The organism is Capsulimonas corticalis (genome assembly GCF_003574315.2).
Classification (GTDB): domain Bacteria; phylum Armatimonadota; class Armatimonadia; order Armatimonadales; family Capsulimonadaceae; genus Capsulimonas; species Capsulimonas corticalis.
This window is the reverse complement of record NZ_AP025739.1, coordinates 7,022,014-7,045,241: the sequence shown is the minus strand read 5'-3', so window position 1 is coordinate 7,045,241 and position 23,228 is coordinate 7,022,014. Positions and strand designations below refer to the sequence as shown.

Sequence of the window (23,228 nt, the reverse complement as noted above, 5' to 3'; positions counted from 1 at the left end):
TCGCGGCGGGCATTGTCAAGGAGTACGAGAAATTTTTGGTCAATCATCCTCATCTTCCAAATCCACGGCGGATTGATGATGACGCACGGCGGCGATCGCCGCTCCCGCAATCGCCAGAGCTCCCACGCCGGTTTTCCATGCGCGCACGTCGCCTCGGTGCAATCTCTTCAATGTTCTGGCTCATCCCGCGTCCTCCTTAACTTTCCGGAGTTGTCTTGAGGAGTATATATCCAGTCCGCTTACGTGTCACACCGGCCAAGCGAGTTTATGCGTCATAATAGAGAAATGTTGAGACCGAGCCAGGGTTGATGCACAGCGCATACTTCAGGCGATCGAGTTCTTCAGCGAGCAAACTCATGGCGCGCCGCAACTATGTCCGCCGAAGGCGTCAACCTCGGTGAGCCATTCCGCTGGCGTATCTTTGTCAGCAACTTCGCCACCGCCGAGACGCAAGAATACGGCGACCCGAACGCGGCGTCCAATCACTAAATTGGTAAGAATGTGTGAATTACTCCCCGCGAAGCGCGGTGCGGATGTCCATGAGGATCTTGCCCAGCATGTTCTTGCCGGTTCCGTCCTTGCCGCAGCCCCAGTAGAAATCGCCGGGGGCGTTTTCGATGATCTCTTCGTCGCCGGTCGAGAGCAATCGTTCGCGAAGCTCCGGGTGCGTTTCGAACTTCTTGAGCACGCAGGCGTACATGATATCGTCTTTCACGTCTTCCCAATCCGGGCGCAGGGGGACGCGGCGGCTGCGGCCGAGTTCGGCGGCGCGTTTGGGCGTGTCGGCGTTGCGAATCTGGGTACGGTAATCGGGATCGACGAACTTCTGTGCTTGGAAGTAATGCTCGGTGGTCGGCCACCATTCGCCGTCCATTTTGACGCCGTATTTTGCGAAGTTCGAGAACTCTCCGTAGAGCATTCGCTGGGAATAGAAGTAGATAGGCATAGTCTTGTCACAGTCCTTGTCACAGATGTGACAAGACTTTACCCGAAGCGGAGCCGCAGCCGCACAAAATCGCCGGCGAGCATTCGCCTAGATGGAAAATACTGTGACACTGTCACACTTAGAGTTGCCCGAGCGCCGCCCGCGATTGACGGCGGCGCAGCGGATGCTGCAAATCGAGACGATCTATTACGAGCCCGCTGCTATCGAAAGAGCGCGGGGCCGGGAAGTGCTGGATCGGTTTCCCGGAGCGCGCAAAATCGAAGTCGCGTCCCATCGCGACATTCCCGGCCTCTATGGGAACGAGGGCCGGGTGCGGGAGTGGGTGAGGACCAAGCGCAGTACGCTCGTGCTGGGCATTCGCAAGACGCTTCCCGTCCGCGTGAACGGTCGCAGCGCGGACTTTATCGCGCCGGGGCAGGCGAGCGGCTGCGCGATGGCCTGCGCGTACTGTTATGTCCCCCGGCATAAAGGCTTCGCCAATCCCATCACCTTGTTTGTGAACGTCGACGAAATCAATGCGGCAATCGCGAAGCACTCGGTGGCGCAGGGGTTCAAGTGGGAGCCCAGCCAGACCGATCCCGAGCTCTGGGTCTATGATATCGGGGAAAACAGCGACTGCTCCGTCGATGCGCTGCTTTCGGACAACATCAAGGATCAAGTCGCCTTCTTCCGCACGCTGCCCGGGGCCAAAGCGACCTGGGCCACCAAGTTCATCAACCGCGCGCTTTTGGATTATGACCCGCAGGGCAAAACGCGCATCCGTTTCAGCCTGATGCCGGCGTCGGTCGCCAGGGTGGTGGACGTGCGCACCTCGCCTATGGCGGAGCGGATCGCCGCCGTGAATGATTTCGTGGAGGCAGGGTACGAAGTCCATCTCAACCTCTCCCCGGTGATCGTCACGGAGAACTGGCTTGCGCTCTACGCCGAGCTGTTCGAAGAAATCGACGCCGCGCTTTCGCCGCGCGCCAAGGCCCAGCTAGCCGCCGAATGCATCTTCCTGACTCACAACGAAGGACTGCATCGCGTCAATCTGGGCTGGCATCCGAGGGGTGAGGACTTGCTCTGGCGTCCCGACCTTCAGGAGCCGAAACGCTCGGAGATGGGCGGGATCAATGTGCGTTACCGGACCGGAATGAAGGGGCGGATGGTGAGCGATTTCGCGGCGCTCTTAGCCGCGAAATTGCCGTATTGCCGTTTGCGGTATGCGTTTTGAATGAGGGCAATATGTCTCATCAGATCTTTCTGATTTTGCACGGCCGGGGCGGCAGCGGTCCGGGGCATTGGCAATCGCATCTCGCGCAGGACCTGACTAATGCGGGCGCGGATGTCCGATATCCGCAGTTTCCCACGCCGGACGATCCCGATCTTACCGAGTGGCTGCGTATGCTGCGCGGCGTCTTGGAGCAAATCCCCGCCGATGCGAAGCTGACGGTTTTCGCGCATTCGCTGGGAAGCATTTTGTGGATGCATCACGCGGCGGCGTTCGCGGAGAACGATGGGCCGAAGGCGGATCGAGTGCTGCTGGTCGCGCCGCCGTATATCGTGCGGGAGATTCCATTGGCGGGGCAGCCGACAGGAACGACGCGGTTTTATCCGCCGCCGATGAGCGCAGGCGGGATTGCGGCGGCGGGGCGTGAAACGGCGATCGTGGCGTCGGATACGGATGACTTCGCGACATTCGCGCAGACCCAGGCATACGCCGCCGCGCTCGATATTCCAATTCATTTGCTTTGCGGCGCCGGGCATATCTCGCCATTTTATGGCTACGGCGCGTGGCCCTGGGTGCTGGATTGGGCGTTGGGTCGCGCGGCTTTGCCGCCGTTGCCAAATACGAACGAGTGAATCTGGGGCGGGCATTGGGTATGCTGGACGCGGGATGGAAACCATCGGCGAATCTTTGGCCTTTCGAAAGGGTATCGATACTATGAGCGACGTCTTTCTCGTACTGCACGGCTGGGGAGGCAACAAGCCTGAGCACTGGCAGGAGCACCTTGTCCTGGGACTCAAGAACGCGGGCGCCGATGTCCGGTATCCCACATTACCCGACCCCAAGAACCCGGACCTGGACGCCTGGATGACCGCGCTGCACGCCGTGCTGGATGAAATCCCGGCGGACTCCGCGCTGACAGTCCTGGCCCATTCGCTAGGCGCGATCTTGTGGATACACCATGCGGCGATGTCGGAGACGCTTTCCCATGGTCCGCAGGCGGCGCGCGTGCTGCTGGTCGCGCCGCCATATGTGATCCGTGAGATCCCGCCGCTGGATGCGCCGCCCGGAGCCGCGAACTTCTTCCCGCCTCCGCTCAGCAAAGCGGGGATTGCGACGATCGGCAAGGAGACCGTTATCATCGCCTCCGACACCGATGACTATGCGACCTTCGACCAGACATCCGCTTACGCCGGCGGTCTGGATGTCCCGATCGAAAAACTTTCGGGCGCCGGCCACATCTCCCCCTATTACGGCTACGGCGAGTGGCCCTGGGCGCTGGAGTGGGCGCTGGGCCGCGCAGAACTGCCGCCGCTGACGAACAAATAAGCCGCGCGGCCTCCTCGCGAAGACCGCGAGGAGGCCGTTTGTATGAAAAATATGGGCAGAAATGTCGCAAGTGCGGCAAATGCAACCTGGCAAGCGTGAAGAATCCGTGATACAATAGAAGCAGATCGCGACGGAGCTCCGTTTATCCCCATCACTCCGTAAGAACGATACTCGCCTAACATCACGCCACGCACGAAAGGTTGTTTGCCTTGCTCACGGAACAAAGCGCGGCTCCCACGCAGCAGGATGTCCTCAGCACATTTGTCAATGTCAAGTTTGGTATTGTCGGACGCACGGTCTCCACGAAGAACGATCCCAACACCTCCGGACGATTTCATTTCTGGCTCTCTCGTCACGCCGTCGAAGTCGGGACGATTGAGATCGGCAGCATCATCGCCGCCTACTCCGATGACGGGCGAGAGCTCACCTTCGGCACGGTTCAGGAGATGCGCTCTTACAGCGAGGCCGACAGCTTCAGCGCGGACTTCGCGATCCATAACTATGGCGAGCCTTACGCCATTGTCGGAGGCGATCAGGCGGAAGTCGTTGTCGCCACCTGCGCCGTGATTCGCAACCTTTCCTCGCGCACGCGTCCCATCGGGCGCTGCCGGGTTTACTTCCCGAGCCCGCGCGGCATTCAATTCGCCTTCGGCATCGTGGACGCGCAGGGACGCTGGGCGTCCAGCGGCGCCGCTATCCCCATCGGCATCTTCGAGAACGGCGACGGCACCATCGCGCCGGTCAGCGTGGATGAGGACTTCCTCGTCGGTCCGGAAGCCGCCCATCTCAGCGTCTCGGGCATCTCGGGCCTGGCCTGTAAGACCAGCGCTCTCCAGTTTGCGTTGAAATCCCTCCAGCGGCACACGCGCAAAAAGATCGCCGTCGTGGTCATGAACGTCAAAAGCAAGGACTTGCTTTACGTCGATCAGATCAACACGCGGCTCCAGCAGGACCGATGGTCGCAGCAGGTTTATGAAAACCTGGACATCCCGATCCAGGCGTTTGTCGACGCGCGGTTCTTCGCGCCGTCGCATCCCAAAAACCGCAATATGACTCAGAGCCTGCGCACGCTCCCCACGGAGAGCTATCGCTGGGATCTGAAGATGCTCTACGACGATATCCCGTCGCTCTTCCATGCGTCCGAGTGGGACGATAATATCGAAGGCGCCTGGTACGTGATCCGTGAGGAGATCGAACGCGGCCGCATTCTCACCTACTCGGATATGCTCACCTGGATCGACAAGCTGCTTTCGACATCCGGTCTAACCGAGTGGCCGCGCGGATACACATCGGCGACCTGGTTCAAGCTTAAGGGGCATTTGAAGCGCTTTACGCTGATGTACCGGGGATTGATCGAGACGGAGAGCGACGGACGGGATATCCCCTGGAGCCGCATCGGCCACGGCGATATGTACGTAGTCGATATCCAGATGCTCTCGCAGGGTGGTCAGAAGCTGGTGTTCAGCCGGACGATCCAGGCGATCACGCATCAGCTGGAAACGCGCAAGGGCGAACTGGATGCGGTGGTGGTGTTCGTGGACGAGTTGAATAAGTTCGCGCCGGCGGCGCTGGATCGCACTCCGCTGAAGACGAAGCTTGTCGAGGTGACGGCGCGGGGCCGCAGTCTGGGACTCGTCCTGTTCGGCGCGCAGCAGTTCGCGTCTTCCGTCGAAAAGGAGATCGTGGAGAACAGCTCCACCTTCATGTTCGGCCGTACGGAAAGCACCGAGATGCGGATGCCCAATTACTCCGGCTTCAGCGACGAGATCAAAACCAAACTGACGATGCTTCCCCAGGGACAGCTTCTGGTGAAGTTCCCAAAGTTCCCGCAGCCGATCTTCGTCAAATTCCCGTATCCGCCCGCGCTGCCCGGCGACGATTACGTGGAGCCGATGGGATAGCTTCTCAGGACTTCAGAGTGGGGGCGCGGCGGTCAAATCGACCGCCGCGCCCCCGATTTTTGTCAGCGGGATGCTTACGCGGCGCCCCGGGTGAGGAATCGCTTGAGGGCGATCTCCGTTCCCCAGGATCCGCCATGCTCGCTGCTGATTTGAACCATCCCGTCCGCCGTGGAAGTTCGCGCCCAATCGCGCTGCAGCTCACACAGCACGCCAATCCAACTGACCGGCTGAGCTCCCGCCTGATAGACTCGCTGCAAGGCGGTTTCATGCGCCGCGATCGACGTGCCTCCCACAGCATCGGCGACCGCGAATACTTCAAATCCCTCTTTCAAGGCGTCCAGTGCTGGAAACGCCAGGCAGACTTCCGTCCAAAGCGCCCCCATGATCAGCTTCTTGCGGCCGGTCGCTCGCACGGCGGCGACGAATTGCGCATCCTCCCAGGCATTGATACTCGTTCGGTCGATCGATGGAACGCCCGGCAGGGCCTCCAAAAGCGTAGGTACAGTGTCCGGGTTGGCTCCGCTCGCGACGCCGACCGTCGAGAGAACGATGGGCAGTCCGAAGAGCTTCGCCGTTTTGGCGAGCGCCACGACATTCGCGAGCAGCAGTCCGCTGTCCATGGAGCGCACGGTATTAAACTGGGGCGCTTGATAGTCGATCAGAACGAGCGCCGCGTTTTCCGGGGTGAGAAGGGCGTCCGTGGCCGGATCGCGCCGAATCTGGCTTGCCATAATAGTTTTCCTTAGTGTTCCGCGGAATGATGGGGCGAGGGGATGTTCGCGTTTGTTGCGTACGTGACTCCGGAAGGACCGTAGCCGGTAATTTCGACGATCACCGGGCCGCGCGTCATGGCGAAGTGGTTGGCGCCGGCTGGCTCAGCGTAGACGCTTCCGGCGGGGAGCTGCTTGAGTTTGGCGGTGTCGAACTTGGGACCGTAGCCAAAGTACCAGACGCCGGAAAGAACTGTCGCCATCCGATCGTCGGGGTGGCGATGTGCGGCGATTCGCGTATTGGGGCCGACTTTCAGAAGGATCGTGTAGAGGCCCGGCTTTGCAGGATCGCCGTGAATGACGATCTCCCGCACCGACGATGCTCCTGACGACCCTGTTTCGGACGGCAGCAGAGAATGCGCCGACTTCACTTCCTCCGGTGTCAGCCGCAGCTGGCCCAGCGAGGAGAGAGGGTGGGCGAATCCTCCAAGAGAAGATAACGTGAGGGCCGCCAGCAGGATGGACGGTCCAAACCAAGCGGCGCGGCGCTCATGAGTTCGACGAAGCATGGTGTTCTCCGGATCGCGAGTTCGTATTCGATGGTCAGGCTTGAAGTTTCAAGCTTGACGATTATCGCCGGAGGAGCATTATGGAGGCATTAGGGATTGGAGGGGAAAACGTTCCCACGGTTTGGGTGGTCGCGGATCGGCGGGGAGGAAGAGAAAAGGCTCGGATACCATGTGGTGTCCGAGCCTTTGTACTGCTTTGACGACGCTGCTTGAGCGGATTATCCGCCCAGCGCGCGGACGACCAGCGCCAGCGCGTCCGGAGGCAGATCCAGCTTGAGCGCCGCCTCGTGGCCGGCGTCGCTCATCTTCTTCCAGGTCTTTTGGACGATGTCGATCACCTTCTCGTCGTCGTGCTTGGCGGCGAAGTCGGCGAAGTAATGCTGAAGAAAGACGAGGCAGATGACGTCTTCGAGGGTCTTCATCTCGGGGTCGGTGGTGAGGCTCTCTTTACGGAGAAGGCTTTGCACCCGGGCGACGGTCGCTTCGTCGTAGCCGACTTCCGCGAGGATGACGCCGGCAAGTTCGGCGTGGCGCTTTTTGAGGTCGGTGCGCCAGCGCAGGTAGCCGGTGCGGTCCATGGGGTAGCTCGCGCGGGGGCTGGCCCAGCGCTGGATGTGCTGGCTGCGCGCGGCAAGTTTGAGGGCGGTGGAGGCGTCGGGGGCGAAGCGGTCGAGCTCTCGCGTCATTCGCTGCGCGTACAGAAGCTCGCGCGGATGCTCCACGCCGTTCACAATGTCGTGATTCGGATCTTCGGCGTTCACGGCGTCGAAGCGCTCGAACGCGGCCGTCAGGCGTTCGTTGTCGGTCATAATATCTCTCCCGCACTCTTATTCCGCGTCCGCCCAGCGCTCTCCTGCATGAGAAGGCGCGGGACGGACGCGGCGGCGTGAGAGATTACTTGACTCCGGCGTCGATATCGTAGACCACGGTGACGTCGGCCGTCACGACGATCTCCTGCGGGACAACCGGGGTGGTGTCCGACGTATCGGCCGCCATGGCGCGCGATTTGAACATGACCGGCTCAAACGTCGGGGCCGTTCCTTCGTCGAGACTGATCAGGCGTCCGAGGCTGACTCCGGAGGCGCCGGCCATCAGATCCGCCTTGCTGCGCGCGTTGGCGACGGCGGCGACGAGCGCGGCGCCCTCGGCCTTTTTGCGGTCCGAGAGATCGAACGTCAGGTCGTTGACGTCGGTCGCGCCGGCCTTGGTCGCTTGATCGATGATCACGCCGCCCTTGGTGAGATCGCGGACCGTGACCTGGATCGAGTTGCTGACTTGATATCCCGTGAGAACCGCCGGAGACTTCTTGTAGTCATATTGCGGCTGGACGGTATAATATTGTGTCTGGATGTCTTTGTCGGCGACGCCGCCGCTATGCAGCGCGGCCAGAACCGCCTTGGCGCGCGTCGCGTTCGCGCTCACCGCGTCCGCCTGGCTGCGGGAAATCGTGGTGACGCCGAGAGTGGCCTTCAGGATATCCGGCTTGACCTTCGTTTCTGCGTGTCCATGGGCGGTGATGCCCTCGCTTTGCATGACCAGACGATCGCCGCCGCGAATGGGGGCCGCCGACGCCCCAAGGCCGGTCGTCATGACCGCCGCCGCGCCGAAAAACGCGGAAATATGTGAAACTCGCACTCGCTTCTCCTTCAGTGATCCGAAAAATTGTCCTGCATCTCATGAGACGCTGGAACGAACCGAATGGTTCCCTCGTTCATATAAAAACTGATTGTTACGCGCCGGCGCCGCCCGGCAGCAGGTCCGCGAAGACGAAGCCGTCGCGCTCGACCACTTCGCCTAACATCGTCTCGATCGGAGAACGGAACATGGGACCGGCGAAGGCGAACGAGTGAAACTCGCCCGATTCTCCGCATGGATCGACATCGTCCGGCAGCGCCGCCAGCAGTTCCAGATCGAATGTCCGCCCGGCGTAGTCGGCGGGCAGGCGACGCGGATCGACACACGTCAGCCGCGCCTGGAGCCCGGAGGCGATCATCTCCTCGGCGAGCGCGCGTGTCGGCCGGCCCCAAATCGGGAAGACCGGCGTCAGGCCCGTGTCCGCGAGAGACGCTTCCCGGTAAGCGCGCACGTCTTCCAGGTAAAGGTCGCCGAACGCGATATGCGTGACGCCCCAATCGTCACGCGCCGTTTGCAGCGCCGCCGCCATGGCCGCTTCGTACTCGGCGTTCGCGCAGGGCCATGGGATGGGAACGATGAGCAGCGGCAGCCCCGCGGCTTCGGCCTGCGCTTCCAGCAGTGCGCGCCGGACGGCGTGCATGGCGACTCGGTCGAATTCGGAGTTGATCGTCGTGAGCAGACCCGCGATCTCGTACTCCTGAGACTGCTGGAGCGTATGCAGGCACCATGCGGCGTCCTTGCCGCTGCTCCAGGATAGCAGGAGGCGGGGCCAGGAGCGCCGCGGCTGAAAATTGGGCATCGTCGTGGCTCCTTGATGATTGCGAACAGATTGTATCGGAACGACCGCCGTTGTGTCAACGGTGTTTTTGGGAGAGAAGAATGCTGCACCTGTCTGATATCGAAAAAGCCGCCGCCGTGGTGCGCCCGGTGATCCATCACACCCCCGTGATGACCTGCCATACGATCGAGGAGCGTCTGGCCGACGGCGTAGCGCTGCGGCTGAAAGCCGAGAACTTTCAGCGGACCGGGGCGTTCAAGATCCGAGGCGCGTATTACCGGCTGTCCCAGTTGACGGACGCGGAGAAACGATGCGGCGTGGCGGCGGTCAGCGCCGGAAACCACGCGCAGGGAGTGGCCCTCGCCGCGCAGCTTCTGGGCGTTCAGGCGACGATCTTTATGCCCGAGACGGCGAGCATCGCCAAGATCAAAGCGACCGAGGGATACGGCGCCGAAGTGGTCCTTGCGGGCAAGAACTTCGACGAATCCGCGATCGCGTGCCATCGGTATGTCGCCGAAAACGACGCCGTCTATATCTCGCCGTATGACGACGATGGGGTGATCGCGGGGCAGGGGACACTGGGCCTGGAGCTGCTGGACGACCTGCCGAACGTGGAGACCGTCATGGTTCCGATCGGCGGCGGCGGCCTGTTCGCGGGCGTGGCGCTGGCGATCAAGGAAAGCCGACCGAACGTGCGCATCATCGGCGTACAAGCCGAGGGGGCCGACACGGCGGCGCGTTCGTTTCACGCCGGACATCTGCTGCCGCGTGAGGAGCCGGTCAGCACGATCTGCGACGGGATCGCCGTGAAGTCGCCGGCGGCGCGGACATTCGATTATATCCGCAAGTACGCCGACGATGTGGTGACCGTTTCGGACTTCGCCGTGGCGGAAGCGATGCTTTTGCTGGCGGAGCGGGCAAAGCTCGTCGTGGAGCCGAGCGGCGCGGCGGGATTGGCGGCGCTGCTGGCGGGCAAGGCCGACGCGCGCGGCGAAACGGCCGTGATTCTCTGCGGCGGCAACATCGACGCGCTGCGCCTCGCGGATATCGCCCAGCGCGAAATGCTGCGCGCCGACCGATACCTGCATCTGTTCACCGCCTGCGACGACCGGCCTGGATCGCTGGCGCGGCTGCTGGAGATTGTCGCCGTCGAGCGCGGCAACGTCATTACCGTCAGCCATAATCGCCTGAGCCCGCACATTTCGCTCGGCAAAACGCGCATCGAGCTGCTGATCGAAGTGCGGGACCGCGCCCATCGCGAACGGATCCTCACAGCCCTGCGCGGCGATGGTTATCCGGTGGAGACCCTGCTGTAACTTCGCCGTCCATGGGGCGGCTCCATGGACGGAATGCGATTGGTTTACGGTATGCGACTGGCTTAATGCCCGTCGTCCACGCCCATGACGCGGTAAGTGTTCTTTTCTTTGATCAACCGGTAACGGGCGGAAACATGGCGCCCGTTCGCGCCGGTCAGGTCCACACGAATGGCGAGCAGGCGTCCGCTTCCGTCCGTGAAGGCGCGCCCATAGTCGACCTTCCGCGCATTGCTGAACTCCGGGTAGAAATGGATGATCATATTCCGAAACTGCGTCGCCGACCGAAATTGTGGCCGCAGGATCTCGCTCTGATAAGAGATGGCCTTGGGGTAATCGTCCTTTCGGAATGCGTCCAATTGCCCGTCGACGCACGCCATCGCCGCCTTGCGCTCCTCCGGCCTTGCCTCCCGCCAGTTGCCCGCCCCGCCGCGCCAGTCGCGTCCGTCCCTTCCATCGCGAAAATCACGATCCTGCATGCCCGGCAGACGAGGCGGATGTTTGACCTGCCACTGGCGCAGAACGTAGCCGCCGCAAATCAGCATCACGGCCACAAACGCCGCTGCGGCGATTGCTCGCGGTTTCATACTTGCTCACCCCCGCGCCTCATTGCTGGAGTACGCGCTTTCCCCGTAAATATCCCTGTATTTCTTCGACTGCTCATGGAACAATGAGAACGGTCGGGCGCCACCGTCAGTGGCTCCCGACGATTCTGTTTCAGCCGTCTTGACCGATCGGATCTTCCGCGGAGTCATGGCGGTCCCGCATTCAAGGGGGATGATCGCCATTATGTCTTCCGCCGTTCAGAGCGCTCCTAACCCATCCCGGCGCTCGGGAATGCCCTGGGTTATTCCTCTGCTTCTGCTGGGCGTCGCCTACAGCCTGCTCTGGCTGACGCTGACGCGGCAGCTCAGCCACAACGAAATCATGCAGCGATGCGTGCTCGTGAATCCCAACCTCGCGCGGATCTGGAGCGTGGGGCATATCGAGATCGGTCTCGCGTACGCCGGCGTCTTCGCCAGCATGACCTATCACATCGTGCGCGCCGCCGCCTCGGACACCACCCATCGCCGCGACCTGCTTTACGGCGCCGTATACGTAATCGCGTCGTTCCTGCTGGACTTCTTTTGCGTCTACCACTTTCAGCCCTTTGTGGCGCTGCTGGTTGGAGACGCCATCGTCATGACCTTTACTCTCGTCGTTTCGCGTCAAGTCTGGTTTCAGCGTCTCCTAGGCATCTTCGTTCCTTTTATCTTCTTTTCCTGCGCGGTCGGGCACTTTCTTGAAGGAGTTTCGTATTGGAAGCTCACGTATCCGCTGAATGTTCCCTGGACAATGGTCACGGCGGACGTCGGTTTTGCGGTGCTGGTGAATGCATCGCGCTTTCCCGCCTTCATTAAGGGGCAGGATATTACGGATGGACTGGCCGGAATGCGCGAGGATGCGGCGGCCAAGCATCAGTTTCTGCGCGATATGCTGCTCAGCGCCACCCGCAACCGGCTGAACCTCTGCGATACGCTGGACGATCTGCCCAGGCCCCTGCCGCTGGTCGAGCCGCCGATCTCGCTTTCGCGCGAAACGCTCGCCCACGCGCGCCGCCGCGCGGTGGAGGCGGGGCGCGACCGGCGCTTCAGCGACGAAGCCCTGGACGCCGTTCAAACCGCGGTTGGCGAAGCCGCCATGAACGCGATCGTGCACGGCTCCGACGGCGAGCTGACGCTGCGGGCCGACAGCTCCACGCTGCAAATCTGGGTGGTCGATCATGGGGAAGGCGTTCGCCTTTCGCAATTGCCGCGCACGGCGCTGGCGCAAGGTTACAGCACGGCGGGGGCGGAAGGCCAGGGCTTTTCGCTGATGCTGAATATGGCCAGCCGTCTCGATCTGCTGACCAGCCGCTCCGGAACCACGATCGTGCTCACGATCCAGCCCGCCCAGGTCCCGGCCGAACCCGTCGCCGTTTAATTGCATCCGGCGGCGTTAACGCGCCGCCGGATCCGCGATCGCCTCGCGCCGCTGGCTTATCCGGCGGCGCCTGCTTATTTCCAAACAACCGAACTTTTGCGTGCTTGGCTGCGCTGTATCGTTCATTGGGCCCGCCACACCGGGCCAATCGATGCGCTCTAACGCCTCTCTCGTCAAAAGGAACCGCCATGACTACAATCGATCCCGAAGCCGCTTCGAACAGTGACGGACCGCTCATGCACGCCGCCGGAGTGTTCGAACACCTGCGATTGCCACACTTTACGCACGATCATCCTCCTGTCAAGAACGCCAATACGGAGCATGAGAACGCGCTCAGCCCTTTGGATAAGCTCGCCATCAAGATCACCGACAAGGTCGGCTCCATGGGCTTCTTCATGGTTATCTTCACGTGGACGGTGCTGTGGACAGGGTACAACATACTGGCCTCGGAAGTCTCATCCCTGCACTGGAAAGCGTTCGATCCCTTTCCCGCGTTCGTCGCTTACTTGCTCATCAGCAACGTCATTCAGATTTTGCTCATGCCGCTGATCATGGTTGGTCAGAACATTCAAGGGCGACACAGTGAGACGCGCGCGGAGCTGGACTTTGAGATCAATCAAAAGGCCGAGAAGGAAGTTATGGCGGTCCTGCGGCATTTGGAGCACAACACGGATCTGATTCTTCAACTGATGAAGCACCTCGAGTGCCGCGTTTCAGACGAGGAGATGAGAGCGATTAAAGCGGAAATCGGCTTAGCCGATCGACTTGCCTCGCTGGACCCTAAAACCGATGGAGGCGAGAATATCTAGAATCGCTGCTCGGACGATTGATTTTAGGAAAGGACAATTATGCCGGAGGAAATCGAGCTTCCTATGGATGAAGTCCGCGAAAAGGTTCACGAGCTGCACAATGAGCATGCCGAAAAGAAGCGCGAGGAGGGGGAGGAGCATGAGAAGTCCTGGACGCGCCTGGTGGCGCTGAGCACCGCGATCCTCGCCGCCATCGCGGCTGTGGGAGCGCTGGAGTCCGGATTTCTGGTCAACGAGTCTCTTCTTCAGAAAAATGAGCAGATCGGCAAGCTCACCCAGGCTTCGGACCAGTGGAACTATTATCAGGCCGAAGGGCTGAAGTCCCTAATCTACCAAACCGCGGCGCAGCGGCTTCCCGTGGGATCTCCGGCGACGGCCCAGGATCAGGCGCAGGCGGATCACTATCAGCAAAAGCAAGCGGGCATCAAGGCGGATGCGGAAAAGCTGATCAAGGAGGCAGAAACGTCGAGCACGATGTCTGAGCGCTACCTCGCTCGGCATCATATCTTCGCTTTCTCCGTCAGTCTCTGCCAGATCGCTATCGCGCTCTCCGCCGTGGCTGCGCTGACGAAGCGGCGGCGGGTTTGGTTTATCGGTCTTGCGGCTGGCGCCGCCGGCGCGGGCATGCTGATCTATGGCTTCTTGAGGCCATAGCGTGTCGCGCCACCTCTGGTTTCAGCGGCTCCTGCGCGTATTCGTGCCGATCATTTTTGTCGCTTGCTCCTCCGGGCGCTTCATGGAGGGGCTTTCCTACTGGCGTCTGACGTATCCCCTGAACGTTCCCTGGACGATGGTGACCGCCGATTGCGGCTTCGCCGTTCTTGTCAACTCGTCCCGATTTCCTGGCCTCATTCGCGGTGAGGATGTGCTGGAACAGCTCAATATCGAAAAGATGCGGCGCGAGACGCTGGAGCGGGAAATCGCGGGACGGGAGCTTGCGGAGACGTCGCTGCGCAAAGAGATCGGCGAAGTCACCCAGCGGCTCGCCTTCAGCGCGTCACGCCAAATCGATCTCATCTCGTCGGTTTCCGAAGCGATGATGAACGCGATCGTGCATGGAAATGGCGGGACGGTGAATGTCAGTCACGATGACGATACGATCCAGGTTCAAGTGATTGACAATGGGACCGGGCTGAAGTGGGAATCGATTCCCTAAATGACTCTCCAAAACGGCTGGGCAGCAAAGGAACGCTCGGGATGGGATCACGCTAATGGCCCTCGTCGATACCGTCGATATCCTGACGGGACCAAAGGGGACGACGCTCATCCTGACGATGTCGCGCACCGAGCCTATCAGCGAACGGTTTGGCTGAACCGCCGAATATGTCCATCACGCCCTCCAGCGTCTGACTCGGTTCGTGCGTCGGACGCGCTCCTTTGTTTATTCACAGCGGGATGTCAATACCCCGAAGCTTGCTTCGTACCCTGCTTTGTCCGTAGGTGCGCTTCAGCGCGCCTGCGGCTCTTAGGCTCTCAATACTTCGCAGCTTGCTGCGGGGCAGTTTATTGATGTGAACTAGTCTGTCCGCAACTTGCCCATCATCCGCAGCTCATATTCATCAAGCGTTCTACGAGTTTCTTGGCTCATGACTGTCTCAGCATCCCCCACAGCTTCCCACAACCGATCTTTCTCTAAATCGTCAGCATCGGCCATGGCGTCAAACGCCGCCACCATTGCCTTTTTCGCCGCAAGTATAATCTCGGAATCCCCGCCGCCAATGCGTCTGTCATTGTCAGGGCTGAAGATCACCCAATAGCGCTTGAAGTTCTCACGAGCCACCACTAAAGAGTAATGGCTATTCGGTCCCCCCAGACTTCATCGGCGTGTGGATCGTCTTGCCCGTCATCATGCCAGCTACAGAGACCGCAGATATCCTGCCATCCGCGCCTGGGCAGGGTGGGGTAGCCGCAGCAAGGGCAAGGGTATCTCACATCTGGCTGCGCGGCCTTCCAAGGACCACTGGTGACATGGCCGTTTTTGATGCGAATCAAGCCGCTTGGAAGATCGTCTTTTGTATTTATAGTGTTTGCTTCTTCGCATCTTCTGCAGATGCTGCCGTGACCGCTGCCCGCACTTGATCAATGGACCGCGCCCACCACTCGCGCAGTACGGTCCTTTCGATCATTTCTTCGTGGTTTATAAAGCTTTCTGGGTCGAACGAACTCCAATGCAGCAACGCTGTGGGAAGCGGCGCAAAGGCTCGCGCAATCTGAGTGCTGGCGATAATGGCCCGCTCACCATCTTTGATCACAGAGGCGTCAGGCATCTGCCATTCCACAGGTTCTGAGGAGATGTTGTTTAAGAAACGCATGGATAAGCAAGCGTCTAGGAACAGGGCCATAAATGCGTCAAAAACGACGGGTGGAGCCAAATCCAAATTCGATAGATCAGCATGCAAACCAAGCTCGGCGTGGTCCTGCATAGGCGTGAAAATCTCATCCCAAATCGTAAGAAGATATTCGGGCGCACCATCGGCCCGAAAGCGACTAGCCCACGATCCAAAGAACTCACTCGACCGCTCTTTCCAATCGGCCTTGACTCCTCGGTAGTGACTGAGGTTCATAGGAGTGTGATGAAGGACATTGGCGGCATGCCCAGTGAGTAAAATACCGCCATAATCCTCGGCGTCCAGAAACTTCTGGGATTCGCGGAAGAATCGCGAGAAGACTGCCAAGTAGCGTATCAATACGTCAGGCGGCGCGATATTTATGTCTGCCTTTTCCATATCTCAGATCACCTTCACCACGCCTTTGCCGTGCCGAAATGACCAGCCTTCATTTCCCATTGTGTCGCCGCCGATCACCAGCGTTTGCCTGTTCGAGAAAGAGATCGAAAGCGCAGGCTCAAGCGAGCCATCGTCATTTTCGCATTCCGTGGCGGCGATATCCGTGACCGTTCCCGTGAGCAGGTTCAGGAGAGGCGCCAGTTCGCGTGGATTAAAGTGTTTGCCCATCAGAGCGCCCTTGAGCAATGTTTCGTCTGCGCCGCGAACGAGCTTGACCATCCCCACAATTGCGATCTCGGAGAGCTGGTTGTCCCCGCTGAGGAAGATGAGGCGAGCGGCGCTGCCGCCAGCGGCGAATCGCACTTGATGGACCTCATGGCCGATAATGTCCATGATGGGATGCCGATATGATGTCGCCATAGTTTCTTTTATCCCCGATAACCTGTTCCTGGCGTGCGGCGCTCAAACTCGGGACAGAGGATAGGATATCTGTTCCAAGATTGTCCTGATAAGAATTGCCTATATTTTGCTCTCATCTTTAACTTGATCTTCGCCCTGTGCGCGCAACTTTCTCTGACGCTGGCTGCTAGCCCATTCTACTTCGAGGCCACAGTACAGGCCGATCCATGTCGTTACGATCAGCCCAAATATAATATACAGCCATAGTGTATAGTTGTATCCGCCAGGGTCTGTTCGATTCTCCCATGGCATCACGATAAACTTCACCGTAGCAGCGCCAATCAGAAACCCAACCCCCATACCAACGAACGCTGCGATGAATTTTCTTAGCATCGTTTTTAAACCCCGCCCTGCGCCGTCAGGATCAGCCAGTGGTAAATGCTCGCGTTGGTTGGCTCGGCCAGATCGTCATGAGCATCCATGCCGTCGATGTGATAAATACCTTCTTTGTTCGGCTTGACCAGCACGAAGCCATGCTCGCGGCTTGTCCTAAAACATCGTCGCGAAAAGCCGTGGCATGTTCGGCTTCGGTACTTTTTCCTAGTCAGCAGCGGGGGAGCCACGTAACCAAGAATTGCACGCCAGTAAGACCAAGGCCGAACCTGTCGCCGCAATCAGCAATGCGAACTCGCGAATGGATATCTCAAGTCTGCCTGCCGACGTATCTGAGTATGGCCCTGAGTACCTGTAAGGTGTCGGACATGCTAAATGCTCGGCGTTTAATGCCGCATATCCTTCAGCAGCCAATAATACTCCACCGATCATAAGCACAACAATGTAGCGATTGTTCATTGATCTTTCCTCCCGCAAGAGAACCACAGTCAAGTCTCGCAATCTCAATCCGTGTCTGTCGCCGCGAGGACCGCCAGCGTGCGCCCATCAGCCCTGAGCACCGCGATCTAAAATCCTTTGGACAAATTCCGTCCGTCCTTGCAGCGCCGCACGGCTTCACTCATGGTCGATCTTCGTCCTTCTTACTATAATCCCACGTCTTTGCCCACTCAGGCGCGGCCATCTGCTCGGGCTTTGCGTCATTAAATTCCGCCAACTCGATTGACTCCCCCGCGAGCGTGAACTCGAACAGCTTTCCATCGCGCGCATAAACCAATCGCCCTTGCTGATCCCAGTCGGCCCATTCTGCTTTTTCGATCTGCTGTTCATGGCCATGGTTGTCTCGGACAGAGTAGACGTTGAGGAAGGGAAATCCATCCGAATACAGACTTTCGCCCCGTGTCTTTGTGATTGTGAGCGTGGAAGTCTGACTGGAATTCTGCTTCTCCTTAATCCCAGGAGCGTAATCCACATAATGCATAGAGCCATCGTCTACAGGCAGGTTCCCATACGCTTCTCGATACCATTCCTGATATTCTGGCTCTCCGAACACTTTTCTGCCTTCAAGAACTTCCATCATCATCAAGCCGATCGCATGCTGCCGAGGGCTAGGAATATGTTCGCCGTGCCACTCTTGAATTTGTCGCCATCCATCGCGCTCAAAGCGCTGGGATTCCCGCGCAAATCCGTAACCATCAAACTCCACCTGTCCGAACCCGTGCATGACAGGTTCCGTGTACGTTACACGCAACCCTTTTGACTGGTGCTTCTCATGCGCTGCCATATGTGACGGAGGATGATGGACCACAACTTCCTCGTTCGATTGAAACATCCCGCCGCCGCCTGGGTTTTCTCCTAGTGGCCAGAGCGCTAGCGCGGTCAGATATGGCGGCTTGCTAATTGCAGTCCATGTGTGCGTATACTCGGTATCCCTGCGCGTCTTCCAAGTGTCCTTCACCGCGTGATAGATCATTAGTTTTCCGTCAGGGGAGAGATCGCTGCGCCGTGATTGGATGTCTCCATGGAACCATTGCCCTGGCGTGAAGGTGTCGGTTGCTGTATCCCAGTGAATGATCTGAGTCCAATCGCTTGGGCCTTGGCGAAAGATCACGCCAACAGACGCTTCGCGCGCTAGGATGACATAGAGGCGGGCAGGGGATGTGGTTGGTGATTTTGGCATGGTTGTCAGAGCGGAATTGAGAACTGATCGGGAAAAGTGCGGGAATCAATGCTTCGCGATATTGACACAGCGCCTGTGCGAGCTTGGCAAACTTGTATGGTCCTCCGAACTGCGGCTGCTGAGCCCGACGATGCCCTGGCGCGTTCGATCGTCACTTCCCGAGGCTCATCGCCAGTGACGGTGACGTGAAGAAAGTCGCCATGTCCGTGAAACCGTAGATGCTTGCGTGCTCGAATATCAGCCGCAAATCCTGCATCTGGTTTCCGAATAGCGCGTTCCACTCCCGTAAGCATGGAAGCGCCAGCTGTGCGCCCTCACGGTTGGCGAAATACCCCAGCGAGACGTGCGGCGTGTACCCTTCCGAGGCGCCGATACCGAATTTCTCCCGAAACGAGGCGTTCAGGTCACGGCGCTCCGCGACGAATCGTTCAAACGCGTTCTGGCCGGCGTTGGTCGGGGCCAGCCGCGCCACCATGACTACGCCGCCCCAGATCACGAGTTCGTCGAACTGGAACTCGACGCCCCAGTCTCGCCTGCGAACGAGGGGAGACGCCAGCGCCATGTCGGTCATCTCATGCGGCCTTACGGCGGCGTCGGGCAGGGCCGCGAGGTAATCCTCTAGCTTCGGGCGCTGTTCAGCCAACATCCGCGCGACATTCCCCTGGTTGCCTCCGTCCCAGACAGTGACATGGTAAGAGGACGGCGGGAGCGGGCAGAAGGAATAGGTGGTTGTGAGGAGATCGGGGTTCAGTCGGGCCAGGCTGTCCCGCAGACTCTTGTAGAAGCCGAGATTGGGATCGCCATCCACATCGCAGGTCAGGTCGAGAAGTCCGCCGCGGGGGCTCAGGCAATCGCCTGGGCTGTCGAAGAGGATCGAGAACCCGCGAAATTCGGCCCATCGCGGAACGAAGCCTGCGACCTTCTCGTTGGTGATGGATAACACTGGGATGCCTGCCTTTCTGGGCCTGAACTCGCCGGACGACGTTCGGGCGAAGTCTTACGATGATATCGGGTTTTATCCCTGCCTGCCAGGGGCGTAATACCAGTTGGCGGCGGGGGGGGGCAAGCCGCAGCCAATCAGTAGCTCAGGGAGTGGTGTGTCGGGGTACACTTTTTGTGAACTTGCCAGCGGCATAGCGCCGAGGAAGGACGCCCATCCTGATGTCAGATTCACCACCGTCGATCTTGATCGATCTTCCGTCTGAGATTGTAAGCCAGCGCCTGCTCATTAGAGTAAAGATCAATGAAACGTAACATCATCTGCGCTGTAGTCCTCTGCGCCGCGATGTTTTCCATCGCGCCTCTGTCCAGCTCTGCCGCTCCTGACAAGGATGCGCTGATGCTCTCCGTGACGCTGGACTCGGTGCTCAATCATCATTTTCAAGTGGTCATCCCCGTGACAGTCGGCAAGCCTTTCAAAACTGTGAGCGACAATGGCGATGTCACAAACACGATCTCTGGGACGATCAGCGCGTCTGTGAACGGTAAGTATCCAGCGCCGCTATACGTCAATGAGAAGGCAAGTCGAGGCGGAAATGTGGGCGGTGTGAGCAATTATCTTTTGGAGCTTGATAAGGCGCAGAGCGGAGGGCCTGTAGCGTCTTTTGTGTATTTGCGCACGGTCAAGCTGACGCGAATGGCGGAGTGACTGTCTTTGATGCTTCACCGATCATTGCTTTCAGCGCCGTTTCATACTGCTCGCGATCAAAGCGGAATGGGCCGAAGATGTCGTAATTCCAATGCTTCACGCGGCTTGACGCATACTTCTTCCGTCGATACGGCTGCTCAAACTTCTTCCACACGACGATCGTCTTCTTGACTTCGATACGCGCCAGTAGTGGCCAGCACCCCGACACGCCGCAGTCGCCGCATTCGAGAAGGTTTGTCTTGGCGCGATAGTAAAACTCGGATTCCGCTGTGCCGTGGAAATGCTCCCATGGGCCGTGGAGCCAGTTAAGGCGCAGCCAAGCGTAATTCCCGGCATCGGTTGTTCTTCCTTCGGCTTCGGCGAACGGCAATTCGATTTCGCGCGCCAGATCGATTAAGCTACGGCCATTGACGAAGATAGCAACCGCAGGGGAGGGGGCTTTATCGGCATAAATTTCGGAGTCTTTTACGAGCTTGAATTCGATGGTGTCCATAAGTGCGTTTTGTCCGTGTCGAGCTGAGAAGGGAGAACTAAGTCCTCTTTATATCAGCTTCCGCTTTGCGGAGGATTTCCACGATCTCAATGCGCCCGTTTTTGATGGCGCGTCCCAGCGCCGTCCAGCCATGATGGTCGGGGCTGGCACAGGCATCCGCTCCCTTTCTGAGCAGCGCGATCACCGTGGCTGTGTGTCCCCTGTCTGCCGCCAAAACAAGGGCTGTTTTGCTTCGCTCCGCTTTGAGATCGGGATCAGCGCCGTGCGCCAAAAGAAGTCGCACAATCTTCTCATATCCTCGGTTGGCGGCGTACGCCAGCGCCGTCCAGCCATAGTAGGTCGCCTGCGCGTTTACGTCGGCCTCTCGGTCAAGCAGGGCTTCTACCGTCTCCGTATTGCCTCTCTTTGCGGCCACCATGAGCGCGGTCATTCCTACAGAGTCGCGCGCGTTTATATCGATCCCGCTTTTCAGTAGAGACAGCATTCGATCCGTATGTCCCTTAGCCACGGCGTCGAAGAAAGCTTCGTTCATCATCGTTTTTCATTCATTACGAATCCTGACCGCAGTCAGCCACCATAACCTTTGTCAAAGAATTCCTTTGCAGGCATCATCCGAATGTCGCTTGCGCCAGCATCCATCGCCGCATCTCTAATTCTTAGCGCCAACGGCTCTGTGCTGGTGAAGTCGAAGATACCGCAATCAACGAGGTTTGGATCGTCATAGCCGAAGTGCGGATTGTCGTACGCGTCGGGAATGTACACGCGCAAGAGAAAATCACGGTGCTTGCTGAAGATAGCGATGCGCACGTAGGTCTCGCCAGTGCTCAGACCTTTAAGCGCATCTGTTGAGATCAGGTAAGACTGAAGCTCGTTCCATGAACTAGGGGTAGCCTCGTTAACATAACCGTCATGCTCATGCCAGTCCGATAAATTAAAGAGTTCAGCGTTTGGGCTCTGTTCACGCAAAATGTTGAACACAGCGTTCAACGTATATCGCAATTCGGCCAGAGGTGCGCAGCCCGCAGAATAGATCGTGACGCCATCGAACGGTGTGGCGGCCGCTCGCCATCGTTGATCGAAATCTTGGTCCATGGTTGTCCTGTTTTTTACATCCAGTCCCGGTACGGCGCGATCACGCATCAGCATTTGCCGCTCCACAAGCGGAAACTCCTCGCCGTAGTACTCCAGCGTAACCTCGGTTTGTGTTACCACATCATCTGGGAATTAAAATCAGCGGATGAAATCAGTTTACCTCGTAGAAGCGACGCCACTGGTATGCAGAAATCGTTAGCGACTTGCGACAGTGGAATACCCCAAGCCAGGACTGCGTTTCTCCTTGCCCGAAAGACGCTTCAAAATCGATAATGAAACCATAACCATCGCCATCCGCCTCTTGACATCCATGGCGAGCGCCCAGTATAATAAGCCCATCGTAATCGCTCTTGGGCGATTAGCTTAGTGGTAGAGCGCCTCGTTCACATCGAGGAGGTCGGGGGTTCGAATCCCTCATCGCCCACCAAGATCGATCTTGCAAGGTATGAATCACTCTATTCATACCTTGCAAGTCAATTCTCCCACACTCAACGCTTCCATCTTGCGTGATTTCGTGTTCGGCTGTTTCACTCCACTCTCGGAAGGAATCAGCGTTACATGAAACTGCAAGACGCCGTCTCAGATTATCTCAACTACATTTCTGTCGAAAAGGGCCATGCCAAGGCTACTTGCAAATCATACGCAGCATGGCTGCGTCACATGCTGGCTTGGCTGAATGAGAACGGGTATCCCGATCCCGACCTTTCCGTCTTCGACCCTACTGTGTTGCGACGCTACCAGTACACTCTGAGTGGCAGGGGATGTCGCCCGCGAACAATCCGTGGAGCTTTCGCACCTATCAAGGCACTGGGGCATTTTCTCGTGGCGAACGGCGCGATCCAATCGAATCCCACAGCCACACTGACCATGCCAAAGAGAGATGCCGCTCAACGTCTTACTGTTTCCACAGAGGAGGTCGAACGACTGTTACAGGCTGTAGAGCGCATTAGACATCCACGCAAGAAGGCGTTGAACCGAGCTTTGCTGTCGGTTTTGATCTATTCTGGACTGCGCGCTCAGGAACTTCTGGATTTGGAGGTGGGGCACGTCAATATCGCCAACAAATCGTTACTCGTCGCCTCAGGGAAGGGCAGTAAGTCGCGCCAGCTCTTTCCTCCAGCGGAATGCATCGCAGCTCTCTCTGAGTGGTTGGCATTGCGTGAACCTGACTGCAAATTACCGTTTCTCTTCATGTACGACCGTGGCCGACGCATTGGATATCAAAGTCTATGTAAGACAGTTGAGGAAATCAAGGCTCTTGCAGACCTTGCCGATCAGCCAAATATTAAGTGCCATAGCCTGCGCCATGCCTTCGCAACACGTATGATGGAGAATGGCGCGCCGATCAAGGCTATACAGTCGGCGCTCGGCCACAGCATCACGGAAACTACGTTTCGATATCTGCACCACGGCGAAGTTCAGAATAAATTGATGTCGAAATACGCAGCGCTGAGTAGCCATACGGATCAAGAGCCTCAGGCTGCCACGAAACCAACAGGGCAGCGGGCTGAATTTATGGTAAATCGCCGACGATCAAGTAGGCGAAGGCAACAATAGGCCATGGGAGAGACCTCGACGACCATTATCAGCATCAATCAGGCACGTTGGTTGTCGAGGTCTGTGTCAGTCAGGCTTGTGTA

The 23,228-nt window shown here is 58.6% G+C and carries 30 protein-coding genes and 1 tRNA gene; 12 read left to right on the top strand and 19 right to left on the bottom strand.

Going from position 1 to position 23,228, the window contains the following annotated elements; genetic code table 11:
* Positions 1-39 precede the first annotated feature (39 nt).
* On the bottom strand, positions 40-171 hold the full coding sequence (locus D5261_RS30675; protein ID WP_301002359.1) for a hypothetical protein: 132 nt from the start codon (positions 169-171) through the stop codon (positions 40-42).
* A gap of 337 nt (positions 172-508) precedes the next feature.
* Positions 509-946, bottom strand: a complete 438-nt coding sequence (gene ybiA, locus D5261_RS30670; protein ID WP_119321583.1) for a riboflavin biosynthesis intermediates N-glycosidase — start codon at positions 944-946, stop codon at positions 509-511.
* Positions 947-1,109: 163 nt separating this feature from the next.
* Here ybiA and D5261_RS30665 point away from each other — a divergent pair, with 163 nt between their 5' ends.
* From D5261_RS30665 to D5261_RS30650, 4 genes are all read left to right on the top strand, one after another.
* Positions 1,110-2,159 carry a spore photoproduct lyase family protein gene (locus tag D5261_RS30665; protein WP_119321877.1) on the top strand — a complete coding sequence of 350 codons (1,050 nt, stop codon included), beginning with the start codon at positions 1,110-1,112 and terminating at the stop codon, positions 2,157-2,159.
* Between the two features lie 11 nt (positions 2,160-2,170).
* Positions 2,171-2,788, top strand: coding sequence for an RBBP9/YdeN family alpha/beta hydrolase (locus tag D5261_RS30660; protein ID WP_125205989.1), 618 nt, complete (start codon positions 2,171-2,173; stop codon positions 2,786-2,788).
* Positions 2,789-2,870: 82 nt separating this feature from the next.
* Positions 2,871-3,482, top strand: a complete 612-nt coding sequence (locus D5261_RS30655) for an RBBP9/YdeN family alpha/beta hydrolase (protein WP_165864212.1) — start codon at positions 2,871-2,873, stop codon at positions 3,480-3,482.
* Positions 3,483-3,691: 209 nt separating this feature from the next.
* Positions 3,692-5,383, top strand: coding sequence for an ATP-binding protein (locus D5261_RS30650; protein WP_119321580.1), 1,692 nt, complete (start codon positions 3,692-3,694; stop codon positions 5,381-5,383).
* Positions 5,384-5,457: 74 nt separating this feature from the next.
* Here the strand turns inward: D5261_RS30650 and D5261_RS30645 are convergent, their stop codons facing one another.
* From D5261_RS30645 to D5261_RS30625, 5 genes are all read right to left on the bottom strand, one after another.
* Entirely contained in the window at positions 5,458-6,114 is a 657-nt protein-coding gene (locus tag D5261_RS30645; RefSeq protein WP_119321579.1) for a hydrolase, read from the bottom strand.
* Between the two features lie 11 nt (positions 6,115-6,125).
* Positions 6,126-6,662 (bottom strand): cupin domain-containing protein, encoded by a 537-nt coding sequence (locus D5261_RS30640; protein WP_119321578.1) that lies wholly within the window; start codon positions 6,660-6,662, stop codon positions 6,126-6,128.
* 218 nt (positions 6,663-6,880) lie between these two features.
* A complete protein-coding gene (locus D5261_RS30635) occupies positions 6,881-7,471 on the bottom strand; it encodes a DUF4202 domain-containing protein (RefSeq protein WP_119321577.1) in 591 nt (196 codons plus the stop codon).
* Between the two features lie 85 nt (positions 7,472-7,556).
* Positions 7,557-8,297, bottom strand: coding sequence for an SIMPL domain-containing protein (locus D5261_RS30630; RefSeq protein WP_119321576.1), 741 nt, complete (start codon positions 8,295-8,297; stop codon positions 7,557-7,559).
* Between the two features lie 94 nt (positions 8,298-8,391).
* A complete protein-coding gene (locus tag D5261_RS30625) occupies positions 8,392-9,096 on the bottom strand; it encodes a Dph6-related ATP pyrophosphatase (protein ID WP_119321575.1) in 705 nt (234 codons plus the stop codon).
* A gap of 80 nt (positions 9,097-9,176) precedes the next feature.
* On the opposite strand from D5261_RS30625, the gene ilvA reads away from it, so the two are divergent.
* Entirely contained in the window at positions 9,177-10,391 is a 1,215-nt protein-coding gene (gene ilvA, locus D5261_RS30620; RefSeq protein WP_119321574.1) for a threonine ammonia-lyase, read from the top strand.
* Positions 10,392-10,453: 62 nt separating this feature from the next.
* On the opposite strand, the gene D5261_RS30615 is transcribed toward ilvA, so the two are convergent.
* Positions 10,454-10,975 (bottom strand): DUF4864 domain-containing protein, encoded by a 522-nt coding sequence (locus D5261_RS30615; protein ID WP_119321573.1) that lies wholly within the window; start codon positions 10,973-10,975, stop codon positions 10,454-10,456.
* A 202-nt stretch (positions 10,976-11,177) separates the two neighbouring features.
* On the opposite strand from D5261_RS30615, the gene D5261_RS30610 reads away from it, so the two are divergent.
* The 4 genes from D5261_RS30610 (at position 11,178) to D5261_RS30595 (ending at position 14,315) form a co-directional block, all read left to right on the top strand.
* Complete coding sequence (locus tag D5261_RS30610) at positions 11,178-12,350, top strand: ATP-binding protein (RefSeq protein WP_165864211.1); 1,173 nt, start codon at positions 11,178-11,180, stop codon at positions 12,348-12,350.
* A 188-nt stretch (positions 12,351-12,538) separates the two neighbouring features.
* Complete coding sequence (locus D5261_RS30605; RefSeq protein WP_218025585.1) at positions 12,539-13,159, top strand: DUF1003 domain-containing protein; 621 nt, start codon at positions 12,539-12,541, stop codon at positions 13,157-13,159.
* Between the two features lie 39 nt (positions 13,160-13,198).
* Positions 13,199-13,813, top strand: a complete 615-nt coding sequence (locus tag D5261_RS30600) for a DUF4337 domain-containing protein (RefSeq protein WP_119321571.1) — start codon at positions 13,199-13,201, stop codon at positions 13,811-13,813.
* Between the two features lies 1 nt (position 13,814).
* Entirely contained in the window at positions 13,815-14,315 is a 501-nt protein-coding gene (locus tag D5261_RS30595) for an ATP-binding protein (protein ID WP_119321570.1), read from the top strand.
* Positions 14,316-14,675: 360 nt separating this feature from the next.
* Here D5261_RS30595 and D5261_RS30590 read toward each other — a convergent pair whose 3' ends face one another.
* The 8 genes from D5261_RS30590 to D5261_RS30560 form a co-directional block, all read right to left on the bottom strand.
* On the bottom strand, positions 14,676-14,939 hold the full coding sequence (locus D5261_RS30590; RefSeq protein ID WP_218025584.1) for a hypothetical protein: 264 nt from the start codon (positions 14,937-14,939) through the stop codon (positions 14,676-14,678).
* A 2-nt stretch (positions 14,940-14,941) separates the two neighbouring features.
* Complete coding sequence (locus D5261_RS33600) at positions 14,942-15,091, bottom strand: CPCC family cysteine-rich protein (RefSeq protein WP_218025583.1); 150 nt, start codon at positions 15,089-15,091, stop codon at positions 14,942-14,944.
* Positions 15,092-15,177: 86 nt separating this feature from the next.
* Positions 15,178-15,885: a hypothetical protein gene (locus D5261_RS30585; RefSeq protein WP_119321569.1), complete on the bottom strand. Its 708-nt coding sequence runs from the start codon at positions 15,883-15,885 to the stop codon at positions 15,178-15,180.
* Positions 15,886-15,888: 3 nt separating this feature from the next.
* Positions 15,889-16,305, bottom strand: a complete 417-nt coding sequence (locus D5261_RS30580) for a hypothetical protein (protein ID WP_119321568.1) — start codon at positions 16,303-16,305, stop codon at positions 15,889-15,891.
* Positions 16,306-16,682: 377 nt separating this feature from the next.
* The gene (locus tag D5261_RS30575) at positions 16,683-16,811 is read right to left on the bottom strand and encodes a hypothetical protein (protein ID WP_301002358.1); all 129 of its coding nucleotides are present in this window, start codon (positions 16,809-16,811) and stop codon (positions 16,683-16,685) included.
* A gap of 73 nt (positions 16,812-16,884) precedes the next feature.
* Positions 16,885-17,136 (bottom strand): hypothetical protein, encoded by a 252-nt coding sequence (locus tag D5261_RS30570; RefSeq protein ID WP_125205987.1) that lies wholly within the window; start codon positions 17,134-17,136, stop codon positions 16,885-16,887.
* A 160-nt stretch (positions 17,137-17,296) separates the two neighbouring features.
* Entirely contained in the window at positions 17,297-18,355 is a 1,059-nt protein-coding gene (locus D5261_RS30565; RefSeq protein WP_125205986.1) for a hypothetical protein, read from the bottom strand.
* A gap of 151 nt (positions 18,356-18,506) precedes the next feature.
* A complete protein-coding gene (locus D5261_RS30560) occupies positions 18,507-19,298 on the bottom strand; it encodes a hypothetical protein (RefSeq protein WP_119321565.1) in 792 nt (263 codons plus the stop codon).
* 300 nt (positions 19,299-19,598) lie between these two features.
* Here D5261_RS30560 and D5261_RS30555 point away from each other — a divergent pair, with 300 nt between their 5' ends.
* Positions 19,599-20,003 (top strand): hypothetical protein, encoded by a 405-nt coding sequence (locus tag D5261_RS30555; protein WP_119321564.1) that lies wholly within the window; start codon positions 19,599-19,601, stop codon positions 20,001-20,003.
* Here the strand turns inward: D5261_RS30555 and D5261_RS30550 are convergent.
* The 3 genes from D5261_RS30550 to D5261_RS30540 are packed head-to-tail and all read right to left on the bottom strand — an operon-like array spanning position 19,978 to position 21,642.
* Complete coding sequence (locus D5261_RS30550; protein WP_119321563.1) at positions 19,978-20,496, bottom strand: hypothetical protein; 519 nt, start codon at positions 20,494-20,496, stop codon at positions 19,978-19,980. The two genes, D5261_RS30555 and D5261_RS30550, sit on opposite strands and share 26 nt — an antisense overlap.
* Positions 20,497-20,533: 37 nt before the next feature.
* Complete coding sequence (locus D5261_RS30545) at positions 20,534-21,031, bottom strand: ankyrin repeat domain-containing protein (protein WP_119321562.1); 498 nt, start codon at positions 21,029-21,031, stop codon at positions 20,534-20,536.
* Positions 21,032-21,063: 32 nt separating this feature from the next.
* Positions 21,064-21,642 (bottom strand): hypothetical protein, encoded by a 579-nt coding sequence (locus D5261_RS30540; protein ID WP_119321561.1) that lies wholly within the window; start codon positions 21,640-21,642, stop codon positions 21,064-21,066.
* Between the two features lie 298 nt (positions 21,643-21,940).
* Here D5261_RS30540 and D5261_RS30535 point away from each other — a divergent pair.
* A tRNA-Val gene (locus tag D5261_RS30535) sits at positions 21,941-22,015 on the top strand.
* Positions 22,016-22,146: 131 nt separating this feature from the next.
* Positions 22,147-23,145, top strand: coding sequence for a tyrosine-type recombinase/integrase (locus tag D5261_RS30530; RefSeq protein ID WP_119321560.1), 999 nt, complete (start codon positions 22,147-22,149; stop codon positions 23,143-23,145).
* The last annotated feature ends 83 nt before the right edge of the window (positions 23,146-23,228 follow it).

Bases quoted from the DNA above. Each gene is read 5' to 3' on its own strand.
- D5261_RS30570 (WP_125205987.1), bottom strand. From the start codon at position 17,136: ATGAACAATCGCTACATTGTTGTGCTTATGATCGGTGGAGTATTATTG.
- D5261_RS30640 (WP_119321578.1), bottom strand. From the start codon at position 6,662: ATGCTTCGTCGAACTCATGAGCGCCGCGCCGCTTGGTTTGGACCGTCC.
- D5261_RS30540 (WP_119321561.1), bottom strand. From the start codon at position 21,642: ATGCTGATGCGTGATCGCGCCGTACCGGGACTGGATGTAAAAAACAGG.
- D5261_RS30545 (WP_119321562.1), bottom strand. From the start codon at position 21,031: ATGATGAACGAAGCTTTCTTCGACGCCGTGGCTAAGGGACATACGGAT.
- D5261_RS30580 (WP_119321568.1), bottom strand. From the start codon at position 16,305: ATGGCGACATCATATCGGCATCCCATCATGGACATTATCGGCCATGAG.
- D5261_RS30550 (WP_119321563.1), bottom strand. From the start codon at position 20,496: ATGGACACCATCGAATTCAAGCTCGTAAAAGACTCCGAAATTTATGCC.
- ilvA (WP_119321574.1), top strand. From the start codon at position 9,177: ATGCTGCACCTGTCTGATATCGAAAAAGCCGCCGCCGTGGTGCGCCCG.
- D5261_RS30665 (WP_119321877.1), top strand. From the start codon at position 1,110: ATGCTGCAAATCGAGACGATCTATTACGAGCCCGCTGCTATCGAAAGA.
- D5261_RS30655 (WP_165864212.1), top strand. From the start codon at position 2,871: ATGAGCGACGTCTTTCTCGTACTGCACGGCTGGGGAGGCAACAAGCCT.
- D5261_RS30565 (WP_125205986.1), bottom strand. From the start codon at position 18,355: ATGCCAAAATCACCAACCACATCCCCTGCCCGCCTCTATGTCATCCTA.
- D5261_RS30530 (WP_119321560.1), top strand. From the start codon at position 22,147: ATGAAACTGCAAGACGCCGTCTCAGATTATCTCAACTACATTTCTGTC.
- D5261_RS30660 (WP_125205989.1), top strand. From the start codon at position 2,171: ATGTCTCATCAGATCTTTCTGATTTTGCACGGCCGGGGCGGCAGCGGT.
- D5261_RS30610 (WP_165864211.1), top strand. From the start codon at position 11,178: ATGTCTTCCGCCGTTCAGAGCGCTCCTAACCCATCCCGGCGCTCGGGA.
- D5261_RS30555 (WP_119321564.1), top strand. From the start codon at position 19,599: ATGAAACGTAACATCATCTGCGCTGTAGTCCTCTGCGCCGCGATGTTT.
- D5261_RS30645 (WP_119321579.1), bottom strand. From the start codon at position 6,114: ATGGCAAGCCAGATTCGGCGCGATCCGGCCACGGACGCCCTTCTCACC.
- D5261_RS30605 (WP_218025585.1), top strand. From the start codon at position 12,539: ATGACTACAATCGATCCCGAAGCCGCTTCGAACAGTGACGGACCGCTC.
- D5261_RS30625 (WP_119321575.1), bottom strand. From the start codon at position 9,096: ATGCCCAATTTTCAGCCGCGGCGCTCCTGGCCCCGCCTCCTGCTATCC.
- ybiA (WP_119321583.1), bottom strand. From the start codon at position 946: ATGCCTATCTACTTCTATTCCCAGCGAATGCTCTACGGAGAGTTCTCG.
- D5261_RS30585 (WP_119321569.1), bottom strand. From the start codon at position 15,885: ATGGAAAAGGCAGACATAAATATCGCGCCGCCTGACGTATTGATACGC.
- D5261_RS30600 (WP_119321571.1), top strand. From the start codon at position 13,199: ATGCCGGAGGAAATCGAGCTTCCTATGGATGAAGTCCGCGAAAAGGTT.
- D5261_RS30635 (WP_119321577.1), bottom strand. From the start codon at position 7,471: ATGACCGACAACGAACGCCTGACGGCCGCGTTCGAGCGCTTCGACGCC.
- D5261_RS30615 (WP_119321573.1), bottom strand. From the start codon at position 10,975: ATGAAACCGCGAGCAATCGCCGCAGCGGCGTTTGTGGCCGTGATGCTG.